This is a genomic window from Xanthomonas euvesicatoria pv. euvesicatoria, assembly GCF_020880415.1.
GTDB classification, from domain to species: Bacteria; Pseudomonadota; Gammaproteobacteria; order Xanthomonadales; family Xanthomonadaceae; genus Xanthomonas; species Xanthomonas euvesicatoria.
This window is the reverse complement of the sequence record NZ_JAJIUJ010000015.1, coordinates 77,457-90,470: the sequence shown is the minus strand read 5'-3', so window position 1 is coordinate 90,470 and position 13,014 is coordinate 77,457. Positions and strand designations below refer to the sequence as shown.

The following is a 13,014-nucleotide window of genomic DNA, read 5'->3' as shown; positions in this document are numbered from 1 at the left end:
TGGCATCACGCTGAAACTCGGCGCAGGGGCGGCTCAAGACAACAGCAGACCGCCGGTGGCACCGAACACTTCACCGGTGACGTAGCTCGATTCCTGCGATGCCAGAATCACATAAAGCGGCGCCATTTCTACCGGCTGGCCGGCGCGCTTGAGCGGCGTCTCCGAGCCGAAATCGGGAATCTTTTCCGGCGGCTGACCACCGCTGGGCTGCAGCGGCGTCCACACCGGTCCGGGCGCGACTGCGTTGACGCGGATCCCCTTCTCGGCAACTTGCTGCGCCAAGCCCTTGGTGAAGTTGACGATGGCCGCCTTGGTGGAGGCGTAGTCGAGCAGCGTCGGCGAGGGCTGGTACGACTGGATCGAGCCGGTGTTGATGATGGATGCGCCCGGCGGCAAATGCGGGATGGCGGCCTTGCACAGCCAGAACATCGCATAGACGTTGGTCTTGTAGGTGGCGTCGAACTGCTCGGTCGTGATGTCTGCGATGTCTTTCACGGCGGTCTGTTTGCCCGCGATATTGACCAGGACATCCAGGCCGCCGAGCTCTTTCACTGCACGGTCCACCAGTTCGGTGCAAAACGCCTCGTTCTTGAGGTCACCCGGAACGCTGGTGGCTTTGCGCCCTTCTGCCTGGATCAGCTGCACCACTTCGGCTGCGTCCTGTTCTTCTTCAGGCAGGTAATTGAGCACGATATCCGCACCTTCGCGTGCAAAGGCAATGGCGGTGGCGCGCCCGATGCCGGAATCTGCGCCGGTGATCAGGGCCTTGCGGCCCTGCAGACGACCAAAGCCCTTGTAGCTGTGCTCGCCATGGTCTGCCTTGGGCTGCAGTTCGTGGATGGTGCCCGGAGCCTGCTGGGTTTGGTGCGGAAATTGCGGCTGCGGGAACTGGGTCAACGGGTTCTGCATTTCGTACTGATTCTTGCTGCCGGACATGCACACTCTCCTGCATTGGGGGAAGGGCAGGCACGCAGTCGTCGTGCGTACCGATGACGGGCAGTGTGGAAAGCGAGGCGATGCGTATCAGTGAACGAAAGTTGTGCATCATGTGAATGCGTGACGGCGGTGCACGCCGTGCGATCACCTCGGCATTGAAAACGTCGCATTCAGAAACCGGCGGCAGACAAGCGCGTGCGTCATGCAGGAATCGACGGCGCTGGCACTGCTGGCGACATGGCAGCGGTGGTGGAACGCGCTGCGTGCGGCTTGCGCATGCGGATCTGTTACCGAGTCAGAAACCGAGTGCCACTGCGAATGCCGCTACCGACCTAGCGAACATCAGCTCGTGGCCGCGCAGACACCGCATCTGCTGCGGTTGCATCGCTACAGTATCATCCGGCCGCTACCTTGCAATTGCGTTGGATCATTGCAGCTGCGCCGACATCGAATACGGCCGCTGCGCTGGGTCGGTGGCTCACTGCTGATTCGGTGTCGCCTGCATCCGGAAACGCAGTTCACCGCCGGCCTGGATTTCCTCGTGCGTAACGTAAGCGCGAGTCAGTGGTTTGCCATTGAGCGTGGCGCTACCGATGTAGCTGCGTGCATCGCTCAGGCTCTCGGCAATCACCGCGAAACGCTTCCCATTGGGCAGGTTGAGCGTGGCGCGCGGCAGGAACGGGCGGCCGATGATGTACTGGTTGCTGCCGGGCGCCACCGGGTAGAAACCCAGCGTGGTGAACACGTACCAGGCCGACATCTGGCCGAGGTCATCGTTGCCGGCCAGGCCTTCCGGTCCAGCGTGATACTGGCTGCGCATGATCTGGGTCAGGCGCGCCTGCGTGCGCCACGGTTGGCCGGCATATGCATACAGATAGGCGACGTGGTGGCTGGGCTCGTTGCCGTGCGCGTACCAGCCGATCAGGCCGGTGATGTCTTCCATGTGCTCGAAGATCTTCGGGTCCACCTTCGCATCGAACACCGCATCCAGCCGGGCAAGCAATGTGTCGTCGCCGCCATGCGCGGCAGCCAGCCCGGCCACGTCCTGCGGCACGTACCAGGAGTATTGCCACGCGTTACCTTCGGTGTAGTCGCTACCGTAGCCACTGGCAGACGGGTCGAACGGCTCGCGGAAGGTGCCGGCCCGGGTGCGCGCGCGCATGTAGCCGGTGGCCGGGTCGAAGGCATGCTTCCAGTTGCCGGCGCGCTGGCTGAATTCTGCGGCGATGGCGGGCTTGCCGAGCTTGTCGGCCATGCGCGCGATGGTCCAGTCGTCGAAGGCGTATTCCAGCGTCTTGGATGCGGCTTCGCCTTCTTCGTCGATGGGCACGTAGCCCAGCTCACGGTATTGCGCAATTCCATCGTACGGGCCGTAGTTGGCGCTGGCGACCATGGCCTGCAAGGCTTCCTCTGCGTCGAAGCCGCCGATGCCTTTCATGTACGCGTCGGCAATCACCGGGACGGCGTGGTAGCCGATCATGCACCAGGTTTCCAGGCCGTGGAATGCCCATACCGGCAGGATGCCGTAGGCGCTTTGGCGACGCGAGGCGAGCAGCGAATTGACCACGTCGCTGCTGCGTTGTGCCGGCTGCACCAGGGTGAGCAGTGGATGCAGAGCGCGGTAGGTGTCCCACAGCGAGAAGGTGGAATAGTTGGTCCAGCCAGTTGCTTGATGCACCGCATTGTCTGGCCCGCGGTAGCGGCCGTCGCTGTCCATGAACAGCGTTGGCCCCAGCAGGGTGTGATACAGCGCGGTGTAGAGCTGGGTGCGCTGTTGCGTGGTGCCTTGTGCATCGATCGCCGACAGCGCCTGCGTCCATTGCGCGCGTGCATCGGCGCGTACGCGATCGAAATCGAAGCCGGGCATTTCGGCATCGAGGTTTGCGATGGCACCGGCCTCGCTGACCGGCGAGAGCGCTACCTTCACCACCAGCGGCGTGCCGTCGTTGGCGACATCGAATACGCCGACCAGTTGCCGGCCTTCGATCTGCGCGCGCTGCGCAGGATTCTTTTCGCCCGGCGGTGGGAACCCTTTGTAGGGGATGTCCTGTTCGGTGTCGTGGAGTTGCGTGGCAGTGAGCGGGCGCGAGAAGCGCATGGCGAAATACAGCTGCCGGCCGGGCGCCCAACCGCGTGTCTCGCGAAAGCCGGTCACCGTGCCATCGCTGCGCACCCGCAGCCGCGACCACTGCACCTTGCCGGGGTAGTCGTACAGGCTGGTGCGCAGGTCGACCAGCACATGCGCCGGCGTGCTTTTCGGAAACTGGTAACGGTGCACGCCCACACGCGCGCTGGCAGTGAGTTCGGCACGGATGTTTCGGTCCTTCAGGGTCACTGCGTAATAGCCGGGCTGCGCCTGTTCGCTGGTGTGGTCGAACTGCGCGGTATAGCCGCTGCCCGGCTTGCTGGCATCGCCGCGTTCCAGCTTGATGGCGCCAGCTTGCGGCATCAGCAGGATGTCGCCCAGATCCGAATGCCCGGAACCGGAAAAATGCGTGTGCGAGAACCCGACGATGGTGGTGTCGCTGTGCCGGTAGCCGGCCGCCCAGCCGTAGGCGTCCTTGCGCGGCTTGATTTGCGTATCCGGGCTCAGCTGCACCATACCGAATGGCACCGTGGCGCCAGGATAGGTATGGCCTTCGCCGCCGGTGCCGATGAACGGGTCTACCGCGTCGAAGGCAGTTGCAGGCGTGCGCGGCGCAGCGTTGCCGAAAACTGCGACGACAGCGGCAAGCACTGCCAGCCAACGGGCCCGACGCGGGGCGATCAAGCGAGGCGACATGCAGATTGCTCCAGGCGGATGCAGCGCCGGACCGTAGCACAGCTGCATGGGCGCGCTACACCCTGGAGCCGCCAACAAAAGCCATTGCGTAGCCGCCAGGCGGGCGCGGCCGGTGCCCGGAATCGGCACGTACCACGCGGACACTGCGGTGATGAGCGCGCCTTCCGCGCCCGCCCGACGGCTGCGCGCTACGTTTTGTTAGCCGCTCTTGGAGGGTGCGATGGCCCTCGCGGCCATGGTTGGGTTCGCTGATCACTCACGGCGTCACGATGTGTGGCCGATCGGCATGCATGGCGGCGCACATGCTCGCTGCCGTGGTGTCGCATTGAGGCTGGTCTACTTTCCCGCGTTGCCGCAGCGTTTGGAAATCGCTGGCAAACGCGCAACTGTCGGCACGGCACTGCAGACTTCAGCGACTCACTTGCGTCGTAAAGCCAGCACTGCCAAACCCGTTACTGCTGCAGCGGCCGCACCGATCAACATCTTGTCGTGCGCAGAGCGTGCCCGCAACGCGGGGCGCCGCCGGTAGCCACCGTCGATGCCGCCGGCAATGCCGGGCGCTGCGAACACATTGCCGCTGGATCGCGCCACCTGTGGTGCCTGCGCAAGATACTGCTTGAAGATACGGTACATGGCGCGCGCCAGGGTCTGCGGTGCCAGCGCATGACCCAGGCGCATCGCATGGACAGCGGTGCCCAACACTACCGTGTTGCGTGGCCGGTCCAGCAGGCGCACGACAGCTGCCGCGACGGTGCGGGTGTCCAGCATCAACGGCGGCCCGCTGATGCGGCGGCCCACGTAATTGGCGCCATGGGTCAGGCCTGGCGTGTCGACGAAGTACGGGTACACATCGCACACGTGGATATGCGGGTAGTCGCTCAGCTCGGCGCGTAACGCTTCGGAAAAGCCGCGCTGGCCGAATTTGCTGGCGCCGTACGCCGCTGCAAACGGCGTGGATGCAAAGCCGCCCGAAGAGATCATGTTGACGAAGATGCCGTGGCCTTGTTCGACGAAGATGGGGATGGCGGCATGGGCGTCGTGCATGCGACCGAGCAGATTGGCGTGGATGACGGCCGCGCTTGCTTCCATCGGTACCTCGTGGAATTTGCCGACCGTGCCCACCCCGACATTGCCGAACCACAGGTCGATGCGGCCCAGAAAACTCTGCGCGCTGGTGGCCAGTGCCTTGACCTGTTCGGCCTGTTTGACGTCGGTGGGCGCCACCAAGACTTCGGCACCGCGCGCACGGCAGCGTTCGGCAACCGCATTGAGGGCTTCTTCGCCGCGTGCAGCCAGCACCAGGCGCGCGCCTTGTTCGGCGAATGCTTCTGCAGTGGCTTGGCCGATGCCGCTGGACGCGCCGGAAATCACCACGTGGGCAGGAGGGGTGCGATGCATGCGATGTCTCCACGAAAACGAGCAGGCATGCTTGATCGTCGTGCGTGAACACGGTGCGGCGCTTTGCGTACCGTAGCGTGAAGCTGAACTTGTCGGGCTGGCGCCACGCGTGATGACAGCGTGGCCCTGAAATCGGCGGCAGGCGCCCGCATATCGCGCTGATGGATCTGTTCAATGCTCCCATCGCACCGCTGCAGGTGCTGCACGACCAGCAAGGCGGCGTGCGCTACTGGCCGCAGCTGTTGCCGCCCGCACTTGCGCAAGGGGCGTTCGACGCATTGCGCGATGGCGCCGATTGGCGCAGCCAGCGCCGCGAAATGTACGAGCGGGTCGTGGACGTACCGCGCCTGCTGGCCTCGTATCGGTTGGATGATGCATGGCCTGCGGGATTGCCGCTGCAGCGCTTGCTCGATGCGGTGCAGGCGGTGCTCCCGGCGCCATACAACGCGGTAGGTTTGAATCTGTACCGCGATGGGCGCGACAGCGTGGCAATGCATCACGACGCATTGCACACGCTGGTGGCACCGCACCCGATCGCGCTGCTGTCGCTGGGTGCACCGCGCCGGATGCAACTGCGCGCCAAGGACGGCAGCACGCGGGCGGTTGCGCTGGAGCTGGCGCCGGGGAGCCTGCTGGCGATGAGCCACGCCTCGCAACACACGCACGCGCACGGCATTGCCAAGACCGCGCGCGCGGTGGGCGAGCGCATCAGTGTGGTGTTTCGCGTGCGCCCGGCCCAGCGCATGGCGGCCGGGCAACATGGGCCACACTGGGAGCCTGTGCGATCGTAAGGCACAGGCTTGGGCTCGATTGATTGGCAGCTTACAAACCGCCTGTACTGCTGCCAGGGACGCACGGTCGTTGCTTCGTGCCGGATGCACCGCACTGCGTTTGCCATGTGCGGTTCGCCCCCGGCCTGAGGACTGCTCGCTAGGTTATTTTCGTGCTGGATGTCCCGCATGCTGGGCGTATGCGGTCTTTACAGCAGCTGCGTGCGCCTGACCGGCAGCAGCGCTCGCTCGCCTACGCGTGCCTGGCGTCTGCGCGCTGTCGTGGCCATCAGTGACCATTTCGGGTGATTGCCATTGCCATCACCACTGCCCATGCTTGCATGTGATCCCCCAGCCGCGTCGCCCCTGCATGTCTTTGGACCAGACCCGCCACCATCAGATGTTTCCCGAGCTGGACGCGGGCCAGTTGTCGATCACCCGGCGCTTTGCCAGCGGGCCGGCGCAACGGTTCGACGCGGGCGACCCCGTGTTCGAGGTCGGCGATGCCCATGCGCCGGTGTGGGTGGTGCTGGAGGGCGCCATCGAAGTGGTGCGCCGCGACGGACTGGGCAACGAAAAGCCGATCACCCGGCACACGCCCGGCCAGTTCACCGGCGAGGTGAGTCAGCTGGCCGGGCGCGCGTCGCTGGCGGCTGGACGTGCCGGGCCGGACGGCTGCCTGGCGCTGCCATTCGATACCGCGCATCTGCGCGCGCTGATGATCAGTTCGGCCGAAGTGGGCGAAGTGGTGATGCGTGCCTTGATCCTGCGCCGCGTTGGGCTGATCGAGGGCGATGCGTCGGGTTCGGTGCTGATCGGCGAGCCTGACGATCCGCATCTGACCCGTTTGCAGGGCTTTTTGACCCGCAACGGCTACCCCAACACGGTGATGGATGTCTCCGACGACGAAGGCCGCGCGTTGGTGGAGCGCCTGGGTATCCAGGAGCACGACCTACCGGTGATGGTGTGCCCGAGCGGGCGCGTGCTGCGCCAGCCCAGCGATGCCGAAGCTGCGCATTGCCTGGGCATGACGCCGGACATCGACCCGGACAAACGCTACGACGTGGCGATTGTCGGCGCCGGCCCTGCCGGCCTGGCGACGGCGGTGTATGCCGCATCCGAAGGCTTGTCGGTGCTGGTACTGGACCAACGCGCCATCGGCGGGCAGGCCGGTGCCTCGGCGCGTATCGAAAATTATCTTGGCTTTCCCACCGGCATTTCCGGGCAGGCGCTGGCCGGGCGCGCCTACAACCAGGCGCTGAAATTCGGCGCGGAACTGGCGATTCCGATCGAAGCGGCCACGCTGGAATGCGGCCGCGACGATGGCGCGCTGAAGCTGGATCTTGCCGATGGCAAACAGCTGCTGGCCAGCACGGTGGTAATCGCCTCGGGCGCGCGTTACCGGCGCCCGGAGATCGATGGCCTGGATCGCTTCGAAGGCCACGGTGTCTCGTACTGGGCCTCGCCGGTGGAGGCGCGCCTGTGCGAAGGCGGCGTGGTGGCGCTGGTGGGCGGCGGCAATTCTGCAGGGCAGGCGGTGGCGTTCCTGGCGCCGCGGGTCAAGGAACTGCACCTGATCATTCGTGGCGATGGGCTGGAGAGCTCGATGTCGCAATACCTCATCGAGCGCATCGCCGCGTTGTCGAACGTGCAGCTGCACACCGGCACCGAAGTGGCCGCGCTGGACGGCGACCCCGAGCGCGGCCTGCAGGCCGCGGTGTTGCGCACCCGCAAGGACGGTGCAACCGCGCGCGTGGCGTTGCGGCACCTGTTCCTGTTCGTCGGGGCAGATCCCAACACCGGTTGGCTGCAGGACTGCGTGGACACCGACAAGCGCGGCTTTGTCATGACCGGCACCGCGCGTGGCGACGGCGTACCAGCGTGCCTGCCGCTGGAAACCAATCGCCCTGGCGTGTTCGCCATCGGTGACGTGCGTGCGGGTTCGGTCAAGCGCGTGGCGGCCGCAGTGGGCGAGGGCGCCGCCGTGGTCGCGCAGATCCATCAGTACCTCGCCCATCAGGCCAACCCGGTGCCGGTCTCCGAACTTGCCAGCGCCACCCAGGAGTCGACCAGCGCATGAGCCAGCACTGCCGCCATACTGATCAAATCCATGCAGTCACGCCCAGTGCGCGCGGCTGCGAGGAGTGCCTGGCCATCGACGGCGTCTGGGTGCATCTGCGCCTGTGCCGCAGCTGCGGCCATGTCGGGTGTTGCGACGATTCGCCCCACCGCCACGCCACCGCGCATCACCACGCCACCGGCCACCCCATCATCGAAGGCTACGATCCGCCCGAAGGCTGGGGCTGGTGCTACGTGGACGAAGTGGAAGTGGAGCTGCCGGATCAGACGCCGCAGCTGGGGCCGATTCCGCGGTATGTGTGAGCGGCGCCGCGTGGTGTTCGGCGGTCGCTGCTGGCTTGCGAGGCGGCCGGGAATCGGGAATCGGGAGTCGGGATTAGGGAATCGTAAGAGCGGCTTCCGCACGTTTCATTGCCGCTGTGTTCGGATGTTGTGGGTCTGTTACGGCGAGTGGCGCCTGCTGCTAGGTGCGCTGAGTTGTTTAGTTCATACGCACAAGCGTGAGCTTACTGCGGCCAATGCACCTTCGGCAGCTCGCCGATCTGCGGTCTGGCGAACAGATAGCCTTGCTGCAGGTGGATGCCCAGGTCGCGCAGGGCGCGGTATTGATCGGGTTGTTCGATGCCCTCTGCAATGACGGCGATGCCGAGTTCTTCGCACATGCGCGTCACGTGGCGCACGATGGCTTGGCGGCTGCGGTCGGTGTCGATCCCGCGGACCAGGGCGATGTCCAACTTGAGCAGATCCGGCTGGAACTCGGCCAGCAGGCCGAGCCCGGCGTAGCCGGCGCCGAAGTCGTCGATGGCCGTTTTCATGCCGCGGGCCTGATAGGTGCGCAGGATGCCGAGCAGATGCGCCGGATCGGTGAGATGTTCCTGTTCGCTGACCTCGAAGATGATGGCGTCGAGCGGCCAACCGTATTGCGCAGTGGCCGACAGCGTGGCGCGCAGGCAATGCTCGGGGTTATAGACCGCGTTGGGCATGAAGTTGATCGACAGCAGCGCCGGCAAGCCAATCTGCGCAGCGCATTCGATTGCCTTGATGCGGCAGGCCTGGTCGAATGCGTAGCGATTGCGCTCATCCACTGCGGCCAGGATGCTGCCGGCCGACTCGCCGTTGAGGCCGCGCACCAGCGCCTCGCCTGCGTAGATGCTGCGGGTGGACACGTCCACGATGGGCTGGAAGGCCATGGTGATCGCGGTGGGGAAGTCCTGGCCGTCGCGGCAGGCTTTGCAGACAGGAAGCGTGGTCATGGCGTCAGGTCATCGAACAGCGTAGGTGCAGCCTAGACCTATCGGCCGCAATCGCGTGGGATTGAGCCTGAATCGCTCATGGCAGCATCCTCACCTGTCGGCAGTCGGGCTCGGCGATACTAGGCGCATCGCTCGCATCGGATGCCCCATGACCGCTCTCACCGAACGCTACGCCCTGGCCGTGGACTACGCGCGCATCGCTCACGCCGGGCAGGTGCGCAAGGGCACGCAGGTGCCCTACCTGAGTCATTTGCTGGGTGTCTCGACGCTGGTGCTGGAATGCGGCGGCGATGAGGAACAAGCCATCGCCGGCCTGCTGCACGATGTGGTGGAAGACTGCGGTGGCGGGCACGAGGCCTCGATCCGTGCGCAGTTCGGCGATGCGGTGGCCGATATCGTGATGGCTTGCACCGATGCCACTGCCGAAGACAAGGCCGAGGTGGACAACAGCGAGCGCGCACGCAAACGCGATTGGCGCGAGCGCAAGCAGGCCTATCTTGCGCACCTGCGCAAGACGCCCGAGCGCGCGCTGCTGGTGTCCGGCTGCGACAAGCTCTATAACGCGCGCAGCATCGTGCAGGACCTGGAAAATCCTGCCGTCGGTCAGGGCATCTTCGATGTGTTCACTGCCGGGCGCGAAGGCACGCTGTGGTATTACGCCGCGCTGGAAGAGGTCTTCCGTACACGCAATGCCGCTACCGCGCGGTTGTTCAGTGGCGTGGTGACGCGCATGCATACCCTGGCCGACACCGGTGAGCAGGTGACGCCGGCACATGCGCTGGGCTGAGCGCCGCTGGGAGACGGCGGTACGTCCGGCAGCGGCAGGTACGACGCGCAGATGTGTTGCTGGGCCCTGTCCGCCCTCCATCTGATGAATGCGTCCCGTGCCTCGTCAGCCACCGCATGCGCCCTGCAGCGCCTGGCACCTTGGGTGTTGCCTGCGCTCGATCACCATCGCTGACACCGGCTGCATGGCGCGCACGCTAGGCTGGCGTCTTGTCGATCTCTGGTTTCGGTAGTCATGTCAAACGCGACGTCTTCCACTGGCCTGGTGCGCGTGCGCGGCGCGCGCGAGCACAATCTCAAGAACGTGGATGTGGATATTCCCCGCGATGCACTGGTGGTGTTCACCGGCGTTTCCGGCTCGGGCAAGTCGTCGTTGGCGTTCGGCACCATCTTTGCCGAGGCGCAGCGGCGCTATCTGGATTCGATCTCGCCGTATGCGCGGCGGCTGATCGACCAGGTAGGCGTGCCGGAGGTGGATTCCATCGATGGCCTGCCACCGGCAGTGGCCTTGCAGCAGGCGCGCGGCGCGCCGAGTGCACGCTCGTCGGTGGGCAGTGTCACCACCATCTCCAACTCATTGCGCATGCTGTATTCGCGTGCCGGCCAGTACCCGCCGGGGCAGGAGATCATCTACGCCGACGGTTTTTCGCCGAACACGCCTGCGGGGGCATGCCCGACCTGTCACGGCCTGGGGCGCATCTATGACGCCACCGAAGCGACCATGGTGCTGGACCGCAGCCTGAGCATTCGCGAGCGTGCGGTCGCCGCCTGGCCGGGCGCATGGCATGGGCAGAACCAGCGCGACATCCTCACCACGCTGGGCATCGATGTGGATGTGCCATGGCACACGCTGCCGAAGAAGACCCGCGACTGGATTTTGTTCACCGACGAACAGCCGGTGGTGCCGGTATGCGCCGGTTACGACCTGGTCGAGGTCAAACGCGCGCTCAAGCGCAAGGAAGAACCCAGCTACATGGGCACCTTTACCAGTGCGCAGCGTTATGTGCTGCACACCTTTGCCACCACCCAGAGCGCGCAGATGAAAAAGCGCGTGGCGCAGTATTTGCTCAGCACGCAATGCCCGCAGTGCGATGGCAAACGCCTGCGCCGCGAGGCCTTGTCGGTCACCTTTGCCGGGCTGGATATCGGGGAGCTGTCGCGGCGCCCGCTGGACGAGGTGGCCGAGCTGCTGCGCCCCGCCGCCGAAGCCGCCCCATCCAAAGGTACGCGTAAAGATGCGCGCCAACATCCGGAACAAGCGATCGCCGCGCGACGCATCGCCGCGGATCTGCGCGCGCGCATCGCCGTCGTACAGGCGCTGGGTCTGGGCTACCTCAGCCTGGAGCGCAGCACGCCCACCTTGTCGCCGGGCGAGTTGCAACGGCTGCGGCTGGCCACGCAGATCCGCTCGCAGTTGTTCGGCGTGGTGTACGTGATGGACGAACCATCGGCAGGCTTGCATCCCGCCGATGCGCAGGCGCTGCTGGGTGCGTTGGATCAACTCAAGGCGGCCGGAAATTCGGTCTTCGTGGTCGAACACGAAGTGGACCTGATCCGCCATGCAGACTGGATCGTGGATGTCGGCCCGGCAGCCGGCGTGCAGGGCGGGCAGGTGCTCTACAGCGGGCCGCCCGCGGGATTGGAGCAGGTGCAGGCCTCTTCCACACGGCGCTATCTGTTCGGCACGCCGCCGCAGGTGCATCGCCAGGCGCGCGCGGCAAGCGGTTGGTTGCAGCTGCGCGGCATCACCCGCAACAACGTCCGCGCGCTGGATGTGGACCTGCCGTTAGGTGTGTTCACTACCGTGACCGGTGTGTCCGGCTCGGGCAAATCGTCGTTGGTGAGTCAAGCGCTGGTGGAACTGCTGGCCGCCCATCTGGGGCAGGCGCAGGCAGAGGACGAAGAAGCACTGGATCCACTGGAGCGCGGCACGCAGGTGCCGTCGGAGGGTGCAATTGTTGCCGGGCTGGATCAGGTGCGCCGCCTGGTGCGCGTGGATCAAAAACCCATCGGCCGTACCCCACGCTCCAATCTGGCCACCTACACCGGCCTGTTCGACCCGGTACGCAAGCTGTTTGCGGCCACGCCCGCCGCACGCCGGCGCCGTTACGACCCAGGGCAGTTCTCCTTCAACGTCGCCAAGGGCCGCTGTGCCACCTGCGAGGGCGAAGGCTCGGTGTATGTGGAATTGCTGTTCATGCCCAGCGTCTACGCACCGTGTCCCACCTGCCACGGCGCGCGCTATAACGCCAAGACGTTGGAGATCGCGCTACGCGGTCGCAACATCGCGCAGGTGCTGGAAATGACGGTGGATCAGGCAGCCATCTTCTTTGCCGACGATGCCAGCGTGTTGCGCCCGTTGCAGGTGTTGCGCGAAGTGGGGCTGGGCTATCTGCGTCTTGGCCAGCCGGCCACCGAACTGTCCGGTGGCGAAGCGCAGCGCATCAAGCTGGCGACCGAACTGCAACGCGCCCAAAAGCGCGACACCGTCTACGTGCTGGACGAGCCCACCACCGGCCTGCATCCGTCCGACGTGGATACCTTGATGGCCCAGTTACAAGGGCTGGTCGATGCAGGCAACACCGTGATCGTGGTCGAACACGATATGCGCGTGGCCGCCAGCAGCGACTGGGTGCTGGATATGGGGCCGGGCGCGGGCGGTGCGGGCGGCAAGGTCGTGGTGGCCGGAGCGCCGGATGTCGTGGCGCGCCATCGTGGGAGCCGCACCGCACCGTTTCTGGCGCAGGTGTTGCGCGGACAATAGGCCAACAGTTTGGCTAGCCCGCGCCGCATCGTACGATGTGCCATGTCTGCGATCCCCGTCAGCCTACGGACGACGCTGACGGATGATGCCGGAAAGCTGTGATGCGTTGCGGGATGTATCTGGCATCGCGGTCGACTTGCCGCTGCCTGCCCATGCTGATCACCCGCATGCCTGCCTATCGATCACGACCGCTTGTGCTGGTGCGTACGAGCGGTATCGACACATAAGGCAGAAGACGCTGCGCAT

Annotated in this window: 9 protein-coding genes and 1 other RNA gene; 6 read left to right on the top strand and 4 right to left on the bottom strand. The window is 65.5% G+C overall.

Annotated features, from left to right (window positions below; translation table 11 throughout):
• Positions 1-33: 33 nt before the first annotated feature.
• A complete protein-coding gene (locus tag LN450_RS02045) occupies positions 34-936 on the bottom strand; it encodes an SDR family oxidoreductase (protein WP_011346685.1) in 903 nt (300 codons plus the stop codon).
• A gap of 478 nt (positions 937-1,414) precedes the next feature.
• The gene (locus LN450_RS02040; protein WP_046934754.1) at positions 1,415-3,718 is read right to left on the bottom strand and encodes a GH92 family glycosyl hydrolase; all 2,304 of its coding nucleotides are present in this window, start codon (positions 3,716-3,718) and stop codon (positions 1,415-1,417) included.
• Between the two features lie 127 nt (positions 3,719-3,845).
• On the opposite strand from LN450_RS02040, the gene LN450_RS02035 reads away from it, so the two are divergent.
• Positions 3,846-3,922, top strand: a non-coding RNA gene (locus LN450_RS02035) — sX9 sRNA.
• 213 nt (positions 3,923-4,135) lie between these two features.
• Here LN450_RS02035 and LN450_RS02030 read toward each other — a convergent pair.
• Entirely contained in the window at positions 4,136-5,116 is a 981-nt protein-coding gene (locus LN450_RS02030; RefSeq protein WP_011346687.1) for an SDR family oxidoreductase, read from the bottom strand.
• Between the two features lie 161 nt (positions 5,117-5,277).
• Between LN450_RS02030 and LN450_RS02025 the strand changes: the two genes are divergently transcribed.
• The 3 genes from LN450_RS02025 (at position 5,278) to LN450_RS02015 (ending at position 8,268) form a co-directional block, all read left to right on the top strand.
• The gene (locus LN450_RS02025; RefSeq protein ID WP_011346688.1) at positions 5,278-5,907 is read left to right on the top strand and encodes an alpha-ketoglutarate-dependent dioxygenase AlkB; all 630 of its coding nucleotides are present in this window, start codon (positions 5,278-5,280) and stop codon (positions 5,905-5,907) included.
• A 349-nt stretch (positions 5,908-6,256) separates the two neighbouring features.
• The gene (locus tag LN450_RS02020; protein ID WP_011346689.1) at positions 6,257-7,966 is read left to right on the top strand and encodes an FAD-dependent oxidoreductase; all 1,710 of its coding nucleotides are present in this window, start codon (positions 6,257-6,259) and stop codon (positions 7,964-7,966) included.
• Positions 7,963-8,268, top strand: coding sequence for a UBP-type zinc finger domain-containing protein (locus LN450_RS02015; protein ID WP_008574123.1), 306 nt, complete (start codon positions 7,963-7,965; stop codon positions 8,266-8,268). Before LN450_RS02020 ends, LN450_RS02015 begins: the two co-directional genes overlap by 4 nt.
• 203 nt (positions 8,269-8,471) lie before the next feature.
• On the opposite strand, the gene LN450_RS02010 is transcribed toward LN450_RS02015, so the two are convergent.
• Positions 8,472-9,218 carry an EAL domain-containing protein gene (locus LN450_RS02010; protein ID WP_011346690.1) on the bottom strand — a complete coding sequence of 249 codons (747 nt, stop codon included), beginning with the start codon at positions 9,216-9,218 and terminating at the stop codon, positions 8,472-8,474.
• A gap of 148 nt (positions 9,219-9,366) precedes the next feature.
• On the opposite strand from LN450_RS02010, the gene LN450_RS02005 reads away from it, so the two are divergent.
• Both LN450_RS02005 and LN450_RS02000 read left to right on the top strand, forming a co-directional pair.
• The gene (locus LN450_RS02005) at positions 9,367-10,005 is read left to right on the top strand and encodes an HD domain-containing protein (RefSeq protein ID WP_011346691.1); all 639 of its coding nucleotides are present in this window, start codon (positions 9,367-9,369) and stop codon (positions 10,003-10,005) included.
• A gap of 234 nt (positions 10,006-10,239) precedes the next feature.
• Positions 10,240-12,768, top strand: coding sequence for an excinuclease ABC subunit UvrA (locus LN450_RS02000; RefSeq protein WP_011346693.1), 2,529 nt, complete (start codon positions 10,240-10,242; stop codon positions 12,766-12,768).
• Positions 12,769-13,014: the final 246 nt, after the last annotated feature.

Bases quoted from the DNA above. Each gene is read 5' to 3' on its own strand.
- LN450_RS02045 (WP_011346685.1), bottom strand. From the start codon at position 936: ATGTCCGGCAGCAAGAATCAGTACGAAATGCAGAACCCGTTGACCCAG.
- LN450_RS02040 (WP_046934754.1), bottom strand. From the start codon at position 3,718: ATGTCGCCTCGCTTGATCGCCCCGCGTCGGGCCCGTTGGCTGGCAGTG.
- LN450_RS02030 (WP_011346687.1), bottom strand. From the start codon at position 5,116: ATGCATCGCACCCCTCCTGCCCACGTGGTGATTTCCGGCGCGTCCAGC.
- LN450_RS02025 (WP_011346688.1), top strand. From the start codon at position 5,278: ATGGATCTGTTCAATGCTCCCATCGCACCGCTGCAGGTGCTGCACGAC.
- LN450_RS02020 (WP_011346689.1), top strand. From the start codon at position 6,257: ATGTCTTTGGACCAGACCCGCCACCATCAGATGTTTCCCGAGCTGGAC.
- LN450_RS02015 (WP_008574123.1), top strand. From the start codon at position 7,963: ATGAGCCAGCACTGCCGCCATACTGATCAAATCCATGCAGTCACGCCC.
- LN450_RS02010 (WP_011346690.1), bottom strand. From the start codon at position 9,218: ATGACCACGCTTCCTGTCTGCAAAGCCTGCCGCGACGGCCAGGACTTC.
- LN450_RS02005 (WP_011346691.1), top strand. From the start codon at position 9,367: ATGACCGCTCTCACCGAACGCTACGCCCTGGCCGTGGACTACGCGCGC.
- LN450_RS02000 (WP_011346693.1), top strand. From the start codon at position 10,240: ATGTCAAACGCGACGTCTTCCACTGGCCTGGTGCGCGTGCGCGGCGCG.